Here is a 16583-nt window from a genome sequence, read left to right on the forward strand (position 1 = left end):
AGTGCACAGCCCATGCCAGCACCGCCGTATTTCGCGCCAGAGCCGGTGGCTGTTGAGTCTTGGCGGTCTTACTGGTCTGAACAGTTACTGGGTTTTCTGCACCCTTTTCGAGCGCCGTCAAAACCGCGCGAGCCCCTTTGGGGCGTGGCTTGCCGGGCGCTGCGAATAGCTTTACAACTAGCCGCTCAGTTGACTGGAAACCTGAGTTTCTTATGAATTCCATCGCCCAAGCCGTACCGGAAGTGGCGCTACAGGCCATCCGCAAATTGATCGCTGACGAGGGCTTCGGGCCGGGTGATGCGTTGCCCTCCCAGCGCGACCTGGCGCTGCAATTGGGCGTGAGCCGGGCCTCTTTGCGTGAAGCCTTGTCGTCCCTCAGTGCCTTGGGCGTGGTAAGTGTGCAGCCGGGCAAGGGCGTGTTCGTGCAAGCGGCCGAAGAGCTGCCGGGGTTGGCCTGGCCGTTTACGGCACAGGCGACGCCGCTGGATATCTTTCAACTGCGCTACGCCCTGGAAGGTTTTGCGGCGGGGCTGGCGGCGGTGACGCTGACCACCGGGGAGTTGGACATCCTGGAAGATAACGTCGAGGCGATGCGCAAGGAGCTGAAGGCCGGTGATTTCGAGGCAGCCGCCCGGCTGGACTTCGAATTCCACCGGCGCATCCTGCTGGCCAGCGGCAATCAGGCGATGGTGAGCATCCTCAGCGCCAGTGCCGAGGTGTTCCTGGAGAGCCAGAAACTACCGTTCATCCGGCCGGAGCGGGCCATGGAGACCTGGCAGGAGCACCGCAAGGTCCTCCGTGCCCTGGCCCGACGCGCCAGCGGGGCGGCGCAGAAAAGCATGCAGGAACATGTGCGTAACGCGGCGTTGCGTACAGGGATTGCCTTCATCACTCCCGTAACCCCATGAGTTGGGCTATACCCAAACTCATGCGCCATCATAGGAAGAGTCAATCAGCTGCAGCTTCCTGAACGCGGGAAGGGCGGCTATGATGGGCAACGTTTTTTTTGCTTACAACCCGGAGACATCCATGAGCAACGATCTTATCAAGCACGTCACCGACGCGACCTTCGAGGCCGAAGTACTGAAGGCCCAGGGCCCGGTGCTGGTTGACTACTGGGCTGAGTGGTGCGGTCCTTGCAAAATGATCGCTCCGGTCCTGGACGACATTGCCACCACTTACGAAGGCAAGTTGACCATTGCCAAGCTGAACATCGATGACAACCAGGAAACTCCGGCCAAGCACGGCGTGCGTGGTATCCCGACCCTGATGCTGTTCAAGAACGGCAACGTCGAGGCCACCAAGGTCGGCGCGCTGTCGAAGTCCCAGCTGCAAGCTTTCCTCGACGCCAATATCTAAGCGTCCTCAAAAAGCCCCGCAATTTGCGGGGCTTTTTCGTGAAACAGGGCTAGACGCTCTGAAACTCAGGTGGTACATTCGGCCCCGCACTGGTTTCTCCACTGCCCCCTGCAAGCCGTCGCCGACGCTCTCCTTTTCGATTAGTACGCGATCCTGTCGCCTTCTCTGCGGCGCGGCCTCATTAAGCCAAAAGCTTAATTTCCCCCCCTCCATAAATGATTACGTCATTCCTATATGAATCTGACTGAACTCAAGCAAAAGCCGATTACCGAACTGCTCGAATTGGCCGAACAGATGGGCATAGAAAATATGGCCCGTTCGCGCAAGCAGGACGTGATTTTCTCCCTGCTGAAAAAGCACGCGAAAAGCGGCGAGGAAATCTCCGGTGATGGCGTGCTGGAGATTCTCCAGGACGGCTTCGGCTTCCTCCGCTCTGCAGACGCTTCCTATCTCGCCGGCCCAGACGATATCTACGTCTCGCCGAGCCAGATCCGTCGCTTCAACTTGCGCACCGGTGACACCATCGTTGGCAAGATCCGCCTCCAAAGGAAGGCGAGCGTTATTTCGCCCTGCTCAAGGTCGACACGATCAACTACGATCGTCCCGAGAACGCGAAAAACAAGATTCTCTTCGAGAACCTGACGCCGCTGTTCCCGACCGTGCGCATGAAGATGGAAGCCGGCAACGGTTCCACCGAAGACTTGACCGGTCGTGTCATCGACCTGTGTGCCCCGATCGGCAAAGGCCAGCGCGGCCTGATCGTGGCCCCGCCGAAAGCCGGCAAGACCATCATGCTGCAGAACATCGCAGCGAACATCGCCCGTAATAACCCTGAAGTTCACCTGATCGTGTTGCTGATCGATGAGCGTCCGGAAGAAGTAACCGAAATGCAGCGCACCGTGCGCGGCGAAGTGGTTGCCTCGACGTTCGATGAGCCGCCAACCCGCCACGTGCAGGTTGCCGAAATGGTGATCGAGAAGGCCAAGCGCCTGGTCGAACACAAGAAAGACGTGGTGATCCTGCTCGACTCCATCACCCGTCTGGCCCGTGCCTACAACACCGTGATCCCAAGCTCCGGCAAGGTGCTCACCGGTGGTGTCGATGCCCACGCCCTGGAGAAACCGAAACGTTTCTTCGGCGCTGCGCGGAACATCGAAGAAGGCGGCTCGCTGACCATCATCGCCACCGCACTGGTTGAAACCGGTTCGAAGATGGATGAAGTGATCTACGAAGAGTTTAAAGGTACCGGCAACATGGAACTGCCTTTGGACCGTCGTATCGCCGAGAAGCGGGTGTTCCCGGCCATCAACATCAACCGTTCCGGCACGCGCCGCGAAGAGTTGCTGACCGCCGATGACGAACTGCAGCGCATGTGGATCCTGCGCAAGCTGCTGCACCCGATGGACGAAGTTGCGGCCATCGAGTTCCTGATCGACAAGCTGAAAACCACCAAGACCAACGACGAGTTCTTCCTGTCGATGAAGCGCAAGTAACACGACGCTTCGGTCAAAAAGGATGGCGCCCCATGGGGCGCCATTTTTTTTGTTTCTGGAAAAGGAGTTTTGGCTTTAGTGTGTGTCTGTTTAGAAACAAATTCGCGTGTGTGACTACACTCGCTGTCCATCCGATCAGGCAAATTACAAGATTTTATGACCATTCTCGCTTATCGCAGGGACATTGACGGCCTGCGTGCCATAGCTGTGCTCGCTGTTGTGCTGTTTCATTTTGGTGTACCGGGCTTTACCGGCGGCTTTGTCGGCGTCGACGTGTTTTTCGTGATCTCCGGCTACTTGATCACCTCGATCATCTGGCGCGAGCGTGAGGCCGGCCGTTTCAGTTTTGTCAGCTTCTGGGCCAGGCGAGCGCGGCGTATCCTGCCGGCACTGTTCGTGATGATGCTCGGCGCGCTGGTGGTGGGCTGGTTCCTGCTGGCGCCAAAGGATTACAGCGAGTTGGGGCGCTCGATACATAACCAGGTGGTGTTTATCTCCAACCTGTTTTTCATGCGTCAGGACGGTTACTTTGATGTGGCCTCCGATATCAAACCATTGCTGCATACCTGGTCATTGTCGGTTGAAGAACAGTTCTACATCCTCTTCCCACTCCTGCTGACACTGCTGTCGAGCCGGCTCAAATATTGGCGCACGGCGCTGTTCGTGTTGTTGCTGGTGTCATTCGGCATGAGTACATGGGCGGTGGCCCACGCTCCGGAACGAGCCTTTTTCCTGCTGCAGATGCGTGCCTGGGAGCTGTTGGCGGGTGCAATGCTGGCGGTAATGCCGGTACGCGAGTACCGCGCCAGCCCGGCGTTGGCGCAGGCCGTCAGCCTTGCCGGCCTCGGCCTGATCCTGCTGGCGGTCTTCGCGTATGACCCGAGCACGCCGTTTCCCGGCGCCGCAGCGCTGTTGCCGGTGGTGGGCGTGGTCTGCCTGATTTGGGCCAACGGCCAGCAAACTACCCTGATGAGCAAGCTGCTGGGTAGCCGCTTGCTGGTGGGGATTGGCCTGATCTCCTACTCCTGGTACCTGTGGCACTGGCCGGTGTACGTGTTTGGCAAGTACGCCAGTGTCGACGGGCTGGGCCCGTGGGAGCTTGGTGCACTGTTTGTGTTGAGCCTGGTGCTGGGTTATGCGTCCTGGCGGTTTGTCGAGGCGCCGTTCCGTGAACGTCGGCTGTTGGCAGGGCGCAAGCAAATCCTGGTGGCGGCGGGTATCGCGCTGCTTGGGGTGGGACTGCTCGGCAAAGGCCTGGTCTTGACGAAGGGCTTGCCTTGGCGCCTGTCGCCCGAGGCGCTGCAATTTGCCCAGGCGCGCGAGTGGAGCCCGGACCTTATGGCCTGCCTGGTGGATGGTGGGAAAAATCGCCACCATGGATTTTGTCATTTCGGGCCTCAGTCCGCGCCGACGCGCGCGCTGGTCTGGGGCGATAGCCATGCCACGGCGCTGGTTCCGGCGTTGCGAGACGGCGCCAGCAAGTACGGTGTCAGCGTCACGCAGGCAGGTTATGCCGGTTGCCTGCCGTTTAATCGCAAGGAAAGCGTTCCGGGCTGCCTGGCCTTTAACCAGCAGGTCACGCAGTTGCTCGGCAAGGAAACCTTTAGCGACGTGGTGCTGGTGGCGCGCTGGAGCCTGTATGTCTATGGGCAGCGCGATGGTGACACCGAGGCTTCGTTGCTGGACCCGGCGACCGGAACCTATGACCGCGCCTTCGCCGAGCGGCGCTTCGCTGAAAGTCTGGGCGCCCTTGTGCAGCAATTGCGCGCCAGCGGCCATCGGGTGTGGCTGGTCAAGGAAGTCCCCCTGCAGGAATTCAGTCCGCCTTACCGCCTGAGTCGCCTGGCGATGCTCGGCCGGCCCACCGACAAAGAAGGCATGCCCCTGGATGAGCACCTCCAGCGCCAGGCCTATATCAGCAGCGTATTCGAGCGCATGGCGGCGGCTGATCCCGGGGTAACGGTAATGGATCCGGCGCCCAAGTTATGCAGTGCGAATGACTGGTGCCGGGTGGAACTGGACGGTCAGTCGCTGTACACCGACGACAATCACCTCTCGGCGGTTGGTTCGCGGTATGTCGAGGCGTTTCTTGAACCCTTGTTCAAAGCCTTGCGCGATGAAACCCAGGCATCGGCTCTTTGAGTCTGTGTCGTCGGCAATGCTGCTCAATAAGCTGCCAGCGACCGTAAGAGCAGGTAGGATGTACGCCTATTTTACGGGTGGCATGGTTAATGAAATTCAAGGATCTTCGGGATTTCGTGCAGCAACTTGAGCAGCGCGGAGAGTTGAAACGTATCCAGGTGCCGATTTCCCCGGTCCTGGAGATGACTGAGATTTGCGACCGCACCTTGCGCAACAAGGGCCCGGCGCTGCTGTTCGAAAACCCGGTGGGCTTTGATATCCCGGTGCTCGGCAACCTGTTCGGCACTCCCGACCGCGTGGCGTTTGGCATGGGCGCCGAGTCGGTCAGCGAACTGCGCGAGATCGGCAAGCTGCTGGCCTTCCTCAAGGAACCGGAGCCGCCCAAGGGTCTGAAGGACGCCTGGTCGAAGCTGCCCATCTTCCGCAAGATCATTGCCATGGCCCCCAAGGTCGTGAAAGACGCGGTCTGCCAGGAAGTGGTGATCGAAGGCGATGACGTCGACCTCGGCATGCTCCCCGTGCAGACCTGCTGGCCTGGCGACGTCGGCCCGCTGATCACCTGGGGCCTGACCGTCACCAAGGGCCCGAACAAGGACCGCCAGAACCTCGGCATCTACCGTCAGCAAGTGATCGGCCGCAACAAGGTCATCATGCGCTGGCTGAGCCACCGTGGCGGCGCCCTGGATTTCCGTGAGTGGTGCGAAAAGCATCCCGGCCAGCCATTCCCTGTTTCCGTGGCCCTGGGCGCCGACCCGGCGACCATCCTCGGCGCCGTCACGCCGGTGCCCGACAGCCTGTCCGAGTACGCTTTCGCCGGCCTGTTGCGCGGCAATCGCACTGAGCTGGTGAAATGCCGCGGTAACGACCTGCAAGTGCCGGCCACCGCCGAAATCATCCTCGAAGGCGTGATTCACCCGGGCGAGATGGCCGATGAAGGCCCCTACGGCGACCACACCGGCTACTACAACGAAGTCGACAGCTTCCCGGTGTTCACCGTCGAGCGCATCACCCACCGGATCAAGCCGATCTACCACAGCACCTACACCGGCCGCCCGCCGGATGAGCCGGCGATCCTCGGCGTGGCGTTGAACGAAGTGTTTGTGCCGATCCTGCAAAAGCAGTTTCCGGAAATCACTGATTTCTACCTGCCGCCCGAAGGCTGCTCGTATCGCATGGCCATCGTGACGATGAAGAAGTCGTACCCCGGCCACGCCAAGCGGGTAATGCTGGGTGTGTGGTCGTTTTTGCGACAGTTCATGTACACCAAGTTCGTTATTGTCACCGACGACGACATCAACGCCCGGGACTGGAACGACGTGATCTGGGCCATCACCACGCGCATGGACCCCAAGCGCGACACGGTGATGATCGACAACACGCCGATCGACTACCTCGACTTTGCTTCCCCGGTATCGGGCCTCGGCTCGAAAATGGGCCTGGACGCCACCCATAAATGGCCGGGTGAAACCACCCGCGAATGGGGCCGCGTGATCGTCAAGGACGAAGCGGTCACAGCCCGTGTCGATGCGCTCTGGAAAGAATTAGGAATAGATTGATGCGTGTAACCCTGCAGCCTTCCGGTGCGGTACTTGAACTGACGCCCGGCGAGCGGATCCTCGAGGGCGCGCGCCGCCTGGGCTACGATTGCCCCCAGGCCTGCCGCAATGGCGTGTGCCACGTGTGCGCGGCGCTGCTGGTGGAAGGCCGGGTGCAGCAAGCCGGTGAGGTGCGTGACCATGGCGAGTTCTATACCTGCATTGCCGAACCGCTGGAAGATTGCATTGTGTTGTGGGATGGCGTGCTGGCGCCGGGAGAATTGCCGGTGCGCAAACTGTCTTGCCAACTGAGTGAATGCGTCGAGGTGGGCGGTGACGTCTGGCGCGTGCGCCTGCGGGCTCCGGCCGGCAAGGCGGTGCGCTACCACGCCGGGCAGTACCTGATGATCGAGCGGGAAAACGGCGAGAAGTCGGCGTTCTCCCTGGCCTCGGCGCCTCACGCCGGGCGCGAGCTGGAATTGCACGTACTGGCCCGGGAAGACAGCGCCCGCAGCCTGCTGGAGCAGTTGCAGCGCAACCAGATGGCACGCATCGAAATGCCGTTTGGCGACACCCACCTGGCGGAACTGCCCGACGGGCCGCTGGTGCTGATCGCCGCCGGCACCGGCATGGCCCAGATGCATAGCCTGATCGAGCACTGTCGCGCCAGTGGCTTCAAGCACCCGGTGCATCTGTATTGGGGGGTACGTCGACCGGAAGACTTCTACGACATCGAGCACTGGGACCAGTGGCTGCAACTGCCCAACCTGTTCCTGCACAAAGTGGTCAGCGACCTGTGTGGCTGGGAAGGGCGCTGCGGGCTGTTGCATGAAGCGGTGTGCGAAGACATCAGCGACCTCAAGGCCGTGCATGTCTACGCCAGCGGTTCACCGGCGATGATCTACGGCACCCTGGATGCGCTGGTCGAGGCCGGCATGGATGCACACCAGATGCGTGCTGACGTATTTGCCTACGCACCCCGTCCGTAACGTGTGGCGAGGGAGCTTGCTCCCGCTGGGCTGCGCAGCAGCCCCGAAACAGTCGCTGGGATCTATCTGAAAGACCGCATGAACTTCAGGGGCCGCTTCGCGACCCAGCGGGAGCAAGCTCCCTCGCCACAGAAGCCCTTCAGCGGCTCGATCAGAAACGAACGCCCGTGGTCACCATCGCCGCATTGAACCCGAGCAACACCAGCTCGGCGGCGACCGGCCCGTAGTGGGTGCCCACCGAGGGGATGATCACCGGCGCTACCCCCAGTCCATTCAGCGGAATCTTGTCGCGGTACTTGCCGCGATAGCCCTGGATCAAACCCCCTGTCAGCTTCAAGTACACCGGGTAATCGGGCATGTCGTAGCGTTTGCCGGCATAGGCGTAGTACGAACGCTGGCTGAACGAGTTGCGAAACGTCGCCCCGCCATACACCAGGCCTGACGCTTCATTGCGCTCCAGGCCGATCAGGTCCTGGTTGTTGTTGTGGTCCTTGTCCGGCGCAAAATGCCGGGTGTAGACGCTCGTCTGGGCATACCAGAAGCCTTTTTCGTCCTGGGTCGGCACTTCCGCCGCCAGGGCGGTGGTGGCCTGTGCCAGGAACAACAGGCTGGGCAGTCGGTATTTCATGGAGTGACCTCGGTAGTCGATTCGGTTGGCGGCCAGGTGGGTCGTGACAGGCGCCTATTTTGAAGGCTCAGCGTGCCCCCAGGCTGAACCTGCGCTGAAACTACAGGGATTGAGGCAGCCAATCCTGATGAGCGGAGCGGCCTGGGCTTATGCATTCGCTTATTCTTTAAAGGTATTTAATTTGTTACATAAATATCATTAAGCTATATGCCAACGGACTACCGACTTTCTGCCAATAACCAATAAATGACCGCCACCGTCCGCCACACGGATCGATCGTACGAGCTCAGAGCATTGACGTTCTGGCTTTTGATTCCAAGGGGAGCGGTATGGGGAGCAACAAGCAGCACCTGCTGTACACGGCGATTTTGTCGGCTAATTTGCTGACCGCTGTGGGATTCAGTCCAGTGGCATCCGCCGAAACGGCCACTGCCGATGTACCCAAACTCGATACAGTCATTGTCACCGGCACCCGCGCCCAAGAGCGCACCGCCAGTGCCTCGTTGTCACCTATCGATGTGATTTCCGGCGACACCTTGCGCAGCACCGGCTCTGATGAGTTGGGCGCGGTGTTGGCCCGATTGATTCCTTCCATCAACTTTCCACGCCCGAGCCTGGTAGACGGTGCCGAACTGGTGCGCCCGGCGCAGCTGCGTGGCCTGTCACCGGACCAGGTGTTGGTGCTGGTCAACGGCAAGCGTCGCCACACCAGTGCCTTCGTCAATCTCGGCGGTGCGGTTGGGCGTGGCTCGGCGCCGGCGGATTTGAATGCGATCCCGTTGTCGGCGGTCGACCATATCGAGGTGCTGCGTGACGGCGCATCGGCCCGCTACGGCTCCGATGCGATTGCCGGGGTGATCAACGTGATCCTCAAGCATGACGACCACGGCGGCTCGATCACCAGCAAGTTTGGTGAGTACAAGAAGGGCGACGGTATCCAGCGCAACCTCAGCGGCAACACCGGTGTGGCGCTGGGCGATAACGGGTTTATCAACATCTCTGCCGAAGGCGCCGACAACGATTACACCAACCGCGCCGGCAAGGACCTGCGTCCGGGCAGCGTTGGTTCGACGACCTACGGCCGGCGGGTGTTCCGCCAGGGCGAGCCGGCCACCGACCAGGGCAAGCTGTTTCTCAACTCGGAATATTCCTTCAGTGATGCGGCCGAGTTCTATGCGTTTGGCGGCTACAGCAAGACCCGCGGCGAGACGGCGGCGTTCTACCGGGCCAGCAACGCGAGCAACAACATTCCTGCGCTCAACCCCAACGGTTACCTGCCGCTGATTCGCGGTGACGTGGAAGACACGTCCCTGGCGGTCGGCCTGCGCGGGTTGTTGGCCTATGACTGGCACTACGATGTGTCGGTCAACTACGGCAAGAACCAGTACCAGATCGGTACCGAAACCATCAACACCTCGCTGGGCCTGGCCACGCCGCGCAAGTTCGACAACGGCACGTTGGTCAATGACCAGAAGCAACTCAGCCTGGACCTGTCGCGGGAATTCAGCCTGGGCTGGTTGCCGTATCCAGTGTCGGTGGCGTTTGGCGGCGAATACCTGGACCAGGGTTACCAGATCAAGGCGGGCGACCCGGCGTCCTACTACCAGACCGGCAGCTCGGGCCTGGGCGGCTTCCGTGATTCCGACGCCGGCACCAGCACGCGCCACAACTGGGCGCAGTACCTGGACCTGGAAACCAACTTCACCGAAAAACTCAGTGCCTCCGCCGCCGTGCGCCACGAGGACTACAGTGATTTTGGCTCCAACGTCAGCGGCTCGCTCTCCGCCCGTTACGACTTCACCCCGCAAGTGGCCTTGCGCGGCAGTGTTTCCAACGGTTTCCGTGCGCCGTCCCTGGCCCAGCAAAACTTCGCCTACACCTCGTCGCAACTGATCGGCAACACCATCCAGGAAGCCGGCACCTTCCCGGCCAACAGCCAGGTGGCGCGCCTGCTCGGCGCTGAAGACCTGAAAGCCGAGAAGTCCCGCAACTACAGTCTCGGCCTGGTGCTGGAGCCGACCGACAACCTGACCGTGACCGCCGATGTCTACCGTATCGACATCAGCGACCGCATCAGCCTGTCCTCCAACCTGGACCTGAGCAAGAACCCGGCTGCGCTCGCGTATCTGCAGGCCAATGGCGTCGGCAACATCAACTACACCACCGTGCGCTACTTCACCAACGCCACCGACACCACCACCAATGGCGTCGACCTGGTGGCCAACTATCGCTACCAACTGGACAACGGTGTGCGCTGGAACAGCACCGTGGGCTACAACTACAACCACACCAAGGTCACCGACGTAAAAGCCAACCCGTCCGTGCTGGATAGCCTGGGCGCGAGCCTGGTTCGGGTGGACCGTCGCGAGCGCATCGGCCTGCTGGGCGATACCACGCCACAGCACAAGCTGAGCCTGGGCAACGACCTGAGTTTCGGCAACTGGGCGCTGCACAGTAATTTGGTGCGCTATGGTTCATTCACCAGCTACCAGGCCGACCCGACCAACGACCAGAGCTTCAAGGCCGCCTGGCTGTTGGACCTGTCAGCCGACTACAAGCTGAAAAACTGGACCTTCACCGTTGGCGGCGACAACGTCACCGACAAATACCCGGAAAAACTCAATGCCTACGCCAGCAGTGGTGGCAATTTGGCCTATAGCACTTTTTCGCCGTACGGTTACAGCGGCGCGTTCTATTACGGTAAAGTTGCTTACAACTGGTAACAGCTTCTCGTAACAACAAAGGAGACCTAAGCGATCTGCCATGACCGCCATTGAATCTGATCTTTTGCAATTGGCTTACCCTCCGCGGCTCGATCTGGGGCCGCAACTCACTCACGAACAGTTGATGAGCTCGATGCAAGCCACCATGGCGCTGCACAAGGGTGGGCCGGTCTGGCTATTCGCTTACGGTTCGCTGATCTGGCGGCCTGAATGTTCGTCGACACAGCGGATGCGGGCGCGGGTCCACGGTTATCACCGGGGCTTGTACCTGTGGTCCCATGAGCACCGGGGCACGCCGGAAATACCGGGGTTGGTGTTTGGCCTGGATCGCGGCGGCTCGTGCAGCGGGTTTGCCTACCGCTTGCCGGAAGATCAACTGGAGGCCTCGCTGTATGCCCTGTGGCAGCGCGAGATGCCGTATCCCTCGTACCGGCCGCACTGGCTCAGCTGTCGTCTGGAAGATGGCAGCCAGGTGCAGGCATTGGGATTTGTCCTGGAACGGCACCTGCCCAGTTATGCCGGCAATTTGCCCGACATCGTGCTGAATCACGTGTTGCAGAGCGCTTGCGGGCGTTACGGCACTACGCGCGATTATGTCGAGCAGACCGTCAACGCCCTGCGTAGCCACGCCATGCCAGACAAGAATCTGGAGGCGCGGCTCAAGCGGTGTTCCAAAGGCTGTTCCGACGATTAACGTGCGGTACTGACGCTATTGGTGTGCCACAAGGTGGGGATCAGGAACGCGATGGCCAGCAGGCACGCGCCGATCAGCAATACGAAACCACCGTCCCAGCCGAAATGGTCAACGGTGTAGCCCATGGCCGCACTCGCTGCCACTGAACCACCCAGGTAACCGAACAAGCCCGTAAAGCCCGCTGCGGTACCGGCGGCTTTTTTCGGTGCCAGTTCCAGCGCCTGCAGGCCGATCAGCATCACCGGACCGTAGATCAGGAAGCCGATGGAGAACAGCGCGATCATGTCGACCATCGGGTTGCCCGGCGGGTTGAGCCAGTAAACCAGGGTCGCCACGGTGACCAGGCCCATGAACACAATGCCGGTCAGGCCACGGTTGCCACGGAAGATCTTGTCCGACATCCAGCCGCACAGCAGCGTGCCCGGAATGCCCGCCCACTCGTAGAAGAAGTACGCCCACGAGGTTTTATCCACGTCGAAGTGCTTGGCTTCCTTGAGGTACGTCGGTGCCCAGTCCAGCACGCCGTAGCGCAGCAGGTAGACGAAGACGTTGGCGAAGGCGATGTACCAGAGCATTTTGTTGCGCAGCACGTACTTGACGAAGATTTCCTTGGCGCTGAATTCGTCCTCGTGGCTGGCGTCGTAGCCTTCCGGGTAGTCGTTCTTGTATTGCTCGATAGGCGGCAGGCCCACCGATTGCGGGGTGTCGCGCATGGTGATGAAGGCAAACGCCGCCACCAGCAGGGCCACGGTGGCCGGGACGTAGAACGCCGCGTGCCAGTCGTTGAACCAGGCCATGCCCAGCAGGAACAGCGGGCCGATCAAGCCGCCGCCGACGTTATGCGCCACGTTCCATACGGAAACCACACCGCCGCGTTCCTTCTGCGACCACCAGTGCACCATGGTTCGCCCACTTGGCGGCCAGCCCATGCCCTGGGCCCAACCGTTGATGAACAGCAGAATGAACATCATGGTCACGCTGGAGGTAGCCCAAGGTGCGAAACCGAAAATGAACATCACCCCGGCGGACACCAACAGGCCGAAGGGCAGGAAGTAGCGCGGGTTGGAGCGGTCGGACACCAGGCCCATGAGGAACTTGGACAGGCCGTAGGCAATTGCGATCGCCGACATTGCCAGGCCCAGCTGGCCACGGGTGTAACCCTCGTCGATCAGGTACGGCATGGCCAGGGAGAAGTTCTTGCGCAGCAGGTAGTACCCGGCGTAACCGAAGAAAATACCGGCGAAGATCTGCCAGCGCAGGCGTCGGTACGTGCTGTCTATTTTTTCTTCAGGCAGGGGCGCCTGATGTGCGGCAGGACGGAAGAAAGCAAACATTCAAGAGCTCCAGATTTCTTGTTTTGACTGCGGATGCGAATGTTACAGTTTCGTTACCGAAAATAGCACCGCCTCTTATCTGCGGGCATAGGAATTGAGTGCAATTGCATGTTCTTTTACGAACATGTCGCTTAGAGACAAGTGAGGGGCGTTTTCAGGCGGGAATGCCAAGAAGCTGTGGTGAGGGAGCAAACTCCCTTACCACAGGCAGTGATTCGGTTCAGTTGCCGTTGGCGGCTGCGATATCACCTGGAAGCAGGTGTTCCTGGATCTTCTGGCTGCGGGATTCCACCAGTTGACCCTGGTCGTCGAAGCGCAACACGATCAGCCAGTCATACACATTTTCCGGCCATTTCTTCATGCCGGTCAGCGCCGCGCCGTCACCGCCGAAGGCCTCGATCAACTTGTCGATATGCCCGTGATGCCAGGCGATCAACACGGTCTGCGCCTGGTTGGACTTGCGCAGGGACTTCACCAGCTTGCCGACTTGATCGTCTGAGTAGGGGGTTTCAAGCGGGAGCTGCAGGCGCTGGGCCAGGGGTGTCAGGGTCAGGCGAGGGCGAGAGCTTTCCTTGCTGTCGCTGGTAGCGATCAGCCGCTGGGGCACCATGGAGATGCCGTTCAACAGCAGCGGGTCGAAATAGCTGGCGTAGGCCGCCGCCCGTTGTTCGCCCTTGGGGCTCAGCAACGGACCTTCATCGGGTTTTTCCGCATGGCGCACGATCAGCACCGTCACGTTGTTCAGCCCGCGTACATCCTTGCACTCTTTATGGGCAAAGGCGTGAGCCGACACCATCATCAACAACCCCAGAAACAGCGCGCGCAGCGGTGTGACCATTATTCATTCCTGCCAGTGAGTGAGTGCCTCGGCCGATCATGGGCCCAGGCACTCCGCGGACAAAATGAAACAATAGTCAGCGTAGCTGCACCACGACCTTGCCCACAGCCTTGCGCTGGCCGAGGTCGTTGATCGCCTGCGCCGCCTGCTCCAGCGGGTACACCTGGGACACCAGCGGCTTCAACTTGCCCTCGGCGAACCAGCCGAACAGTTGCTGGAAGTTGGCGGCATTGTCCTGCGGCTGGCGCTGGGCGAACGAACCCCAGAACACCCCGACCACCGCTGCACCCTTGAGCAGCGCCAGGTTTACTGGCAACTCAGGAATGCGCCCGCTGGCAAAGCCCACCACCAGCAGCCGGCCATTCCAGGCGATGCCGCGAATGGCCTGGTCAAACAGGTCGCCGCCCACCGGGTCGTAGATCACATCCACGCCGTTGCCGCCGGTAAGGCGTTTGATCTCGTCCTTGAGGCTGGCTTCGCTGTAGTTGATCAACTCATCGGCACCGGCAGCCTTGGCCACCGCCAGCTTGTCGGCGCTGCTGGCCGCGGCGATCACCCGGGCGCCCATGGCCTTGCCGATTTCCACCGCAGCCAGGCCGACGCCGCCGGAGGCACCGAGCACCAGCAGGGTTTCCCCGGGTTGCAGGTTGGCCCGTTGCTTCAGGGCGTGCATCGACGTGCCGTAGGTCATGCTGAAGGCGGCGGCGGTGTTGAAGTCCATGCTCGGCGGGATCGGCAGCACGTTGTAGCCCGGCACTGCGACCTGCTCGGCGAAGCTGCCCCAGCCGGTCAGGGCCATCACCCGGTCACCGACCTTCAGGTGGCTGACGTTCTCACCGACTTGGCTGATCACGCCTGCCGCTTCACCGCCCGGCGAAAACGGGAAGGGCGGCTTGAACTGGTACTTGCCCTCGATGATCAGGGTGTCCGGGAAATTGACCCCGGCCGCATGCACGTCCAACAGGATTTCGTTCTTCTTGATCGCCGGGCTTTCGACGTCTTCCAGCACCAGGGTTTCGGCGGGGCCGAAGGCTTTGCACAGCACAGCTTTCATCGGACTATTCCTTTTGGCGTGTTGGCCGATAAGTGTAGGTGGGCAGGGCGACGGGTCAACGAGCATGCCCCGGCCTGATAAGTCGCCATAAGCTTGTGCTCAGGGCTGCTAGCGTTATGCTACTGGGCAACCGAATTGAGGAATGAACTGTGAAAGCGTGGATCCTGTTGATGCTGGCCCTGACACTGCCGACGGCAGCCCTGGCCGAAGAAGCCAAAGAAGGCGAAGCGCCGAAGGTCAGCTATATCAGCCTGAGCCCGCCGTTTGTCGGTAACTACGGCCTGGATGGCACCGCGAAGCTGCGGGTGTTCAAGGCGGATATCGCCCTGCGGGTCACCGGTCCCGAGGCAGCCGCTGCCGTGAAAGCCAACGACGCGCTGATTCGCAACCAGTTGGTGGCGCTGTTTACCCAGCAGACCAACGACACCATGAGCAGCGTTGATGGGAAGGAAAAACTGCGCCAGGAAGCCCTGAAGCAGACCCAGCAAGTGATGAACGACGAAACCGGCAAGCCGCAGGTTGAGGATCTGTTGTTCAACAACCTGATCATCCAGTAAGCCGGTCGCTTCGCGCCCTTCGCGAGCAAGCCCGCTCCCACATTTAACCGCATTCTCATGTTAGAACTCGGTCAAGTGTGGGAGCGGGCTTGCTCGCGAAGAGGCCCTGACAGACACCTCAGGAAGCCAGGCTCTTCCTGAACCGCGCCAACGCCACCGCAAAGAACAGCAACCCAATCCCCGCCAGCGCCAGCAAGTCCGGCCACACCACATTCACACCCGCATCCCGGAACAGAATCGCCGCACTCAGGCTCACAAAGTGCGTCGACGGCGAGCCCTGCATCACCCATTGCAACCACTGCGGCATGCTGTCCAGCGGCGTGCTGCCGCCGGACAACAGCAGCATCGGGATAATCACCGGGATCGCCAGCAGGCCAAACTGCGGCGTCGAGCGGGCGAGGGTGGCGAGGAAGATGCCGAGGGCAGTACTGGCAAACAGGTACAGCGCCGTCACCAGCAAAAACAAAGTCAGCGACCCGGCCAGCGGCACGCCGAGCAAGCCTTTCACCACCACTTCCAGCGACAGCCAGGTGCACAGCACCACCACCAGCATGTTGCTCCAGATTTTCGCCAGCATGATTTCCAGCGCAGTCAGCGGCAGCACCAGCAAATGGTCGAGGGTGCCGTGTTCGCGCTCACGCAGCAGCGCGGTGCCGGTCAGCACGATGGCGAGAATGGTGATGTTGTTGACGATCTGGATCACCGCCAGAAACCAGCCGCCTTCCAGGTTGGTATTGAACAGCGCCCGGGTGGTCAGCAGCGCCGGCGCCTTTTGGGCGGCATCGGCCTGGTTGCCATAGGTCAGCAATTCCCGCTGGAAAATCCGCCCGATATACCCGGCACCCATGAATGCCTGGCTCATGGCCGTGGCATCGACGTTGACCTGCACCCCCGGCTGGCGCCCGGCCAACAGGTCGGCCTGGAAATTCGCCGGCACGTTGATCACGAAGGTGTACTGGCCGCTGTCCATCACCTTGTCCAGTTGGTCGTACGGCAACGGCACCGCCGTCTGGAATTCCGGCGGTTGCAGCGCTTCGGCCAGTTGCCGGGAAAGCGCGCTGTGGTCTTCATCCACAAAGGCCACGCTGGCGTTGCGCACGCCGATCACCGAGCCGGCGGCGGGCATATAGATGGCGACGGTAAAGGCGTAGAACAGGAACAGCAGCAACACGCTGTCGTGGCGCAGGCTGGTCAGTTCCTTGATGCCGAGGCGCAGGATATGGGCGAACTTGTGCAT

13 protein-coding genes and 1 pseudogene are annotated in these 16583 nt (G+C 60.9%); 9 read left to right on the forward strand and 5 right to left on the reverse strand.

Annotated features, from left to right (window positions below; genetic code table 11):
- The first annotated feature begins 212 nt into the window (after positions 1–212).
- From ACIOMR_RS13050 to ACIOMR_RS13075, 6 genes and pseudogenes are all read left to right on the forward strand, one after another.
- Positions 213–908: a FadR/GntR family transcriptional regulator gene (locus ACIOMR_RS13050; RefSeq protein ID WP_003213991.1), complete on the forward strand. Its 696-nt coding sequence runs from the start codon at positions 213–215 to the stop codon at positions 906–908.
- 121 nt (positions 909–1029) lie between these two features.
- Positions 1030–1359: a thioredoxin TrxA gene (trxA, locus tag ACIOMR_RS13055; RefSeq protein WP_003213989.1), complete on the forward strand. Its 330-nt coding sequence runs from the start codon at positions 1030–1032 to the stop codon at positions 1357–1359.
- A gap of 234 nt (positions 1360–1593) precedes the next feature.
- Positions 1594–2852: pseudogene (rho, locus tag ACIOMR_RS13060) on the forward strand (transcription termination factor Rho).
- 156 nt (positions 2853–3008) lie between these two features.
- Positions 3009–4994, forward strand: a complete 1986-nt coding sequence (locus ACIOMR_RS13065; RefSeq protein WP_401194505.1) for an acyltransferase family protein — start codon at positions 3009–3011, stop codon at positions 4992–4994.
- Between the two features lie 89 nt (positions 4995–5083).
- Positions 5084–6550 (forward strand): 4-hydroxy-3-polyprenylbenzoate decarboxylase, encoded by a 1467-nt coding sequence (gene ubiD, locus ACIOMR_RS13070; protein ID WP_003213983.1) that lies wholly within the window; start codon positions 5084–5086, stop codon positions 6548–6550.
- Positions 6550–7518 carry a CDP-6-deoxy-delta-3,4-glucoseen reductase gene (locus tag ACIOMR_RS13075; RefSeq protein ID WP_003213981.1) on the forward strand — a complete coding sequence of 323 codons (969 nt, stop codon included), beginning with the start codon at positions 6550–6552 and terminating at the stop codon, positions 7516–7518. Before ubiD ends, ACIOMR_RS13075 begins: the two co-directional genes overlap by 1 nt.
- A 151-nt stretch (positions 7519–7669) precedes the next feature.
- Here the strand turns inward: ACIOMR_RS13075 and ACIOMR_RS13080 are convergent, their stop codons facing one another.
- Positions 7670–8146 carry a sn-glycerol-3-phosphate transporter gene (locus tag ACIOMR_RS13080; RefSeq protein ID WP_177009072.1) on the reverse strand — a complete coding sequence of 159 codons (477 nt, stop codon included), beginning with the start codon at positions 8144–8146 and terminating at the stop codon, positions 7670–7672.
- A 329-nt stretch (positions 8147–8475) separates the two neighbouring features.
- Between ACIOMR_RS13080 and ACIOMR_RS13085 the strand changes: the two genes are divergently transcribed.
- Both ACIOMR_RS13085 and ACIOMR_RS13090 read left to right on the forward strand, forming a co-directional pair.
- On the forward strand, positions 8476–10869 hold the full coding sequence (locus ACIOMR_RS13085; RefSeq protein WP_401194508.1) for a TonB-dependent receptor plug domain-containing protein: 2394 nt from the start codon (positions 8476–8478) through the stop codon (positions 10867–10869).
- A gap of 40 nt (positions 10870–10909) precedes the next feature.
- Complete coding sequence (locus ACIOMR_RS13090; RefSeq protein WP_003213974.1) at positions 10910–11563, forward strand: gamma-glutamylcyclotransferase; 654 nt, start codon at positions 10910–10912, stop codon at positions 11561–11563.
- Here ACIOMR_RS13090 and glpT read toward each other — a convergent pair.
- From glpT to ACIOMR_RS13105, 3 genes are all read right to left on the reverse strand, one after another.
- Positions 11560–12897, reverse strand: a complete 1338-nt coding sequence (gene glpT / locus ACIOMR_RS13095) for a glycerol-3-phosphate transporter (protein WP_093203852.1) — start codon at positions 12895–12897, stop codon at positions 11560–11562. The two genes, ACIOMR_RS13090 and glpT, sit on opposite strands and share 4 nt — an antisense overlap.
- Positions 12898–13117: 220 nt before the next feature.
- Positions 13118–13735 (reverse strand): flagellar basal body-associated protein FliL, encoded by a 618-nt coding sequence (locus tag ACIOMR_RS13100; RefSeq protein ID WP_401194512.1) that lies wholly within the window; start codon positions 13733–13735, stop codon positions 13118–13120.
- A gap of 76 nt (positions 13736–13811) precedes the next feature.
- Positions 13812–14789 carry an NADPH:quinone oxidoreductase family protein gene (locus ACIOMR_RS13105; RefSeq protein WP_177054897.1) on the reverse strand — a complete coding sequence of 326 codons (978 nt, stop codon included), beginning with the start codon at positions 14787–14789 and terminating at the stop codon, positions 13812–13814.
- Positions 14790–14938: 149 nt separating this feature from the next.
- On the opposite strand from ACIOMR_RS13105, the gene ACIOMR_RS13110 reads away from it, so the two are divergent.
- Positions 14939–15346 carry a flagellar basal body-associated protein FliL gene (locus ACIOMR_RS13110; RefSeq protein WP_003213967.1) on the forward strand — a complete coding sequence of 136 codons (408 nt, stop codon included), beginning with the start codon at positions 14939–14941 and terminating at the stop codon, positions 15344–15346.
- A 118-nt stretch (positions 15347–15464) separates the two neighbouring features.
- Here the strand turns inward: ACIOMR_RS13110 and ACIOMR_RS13115 are convergent, their stop codons facing one another.
- On the reverse strand, positions 15465–16583 hold the full coding sequence (locus tag ACIOMR_RS13115) for an ABC transporter permease (protein WP_401194516.1): 1119 nt from the start codon (positions 16581–16583) through the stop codon (positions 15465–15467).

The sequence above is a fragment of the Pseudomonas sp. NPDC087814 genome (genome assembly GCF_044742865.1).
Classification (GTDB): Bacteria; Pseudomonadota; Gammaproteobacteria; order Pseudomonadales; family Pseudomonadaceae; genus Aquipseudomonas.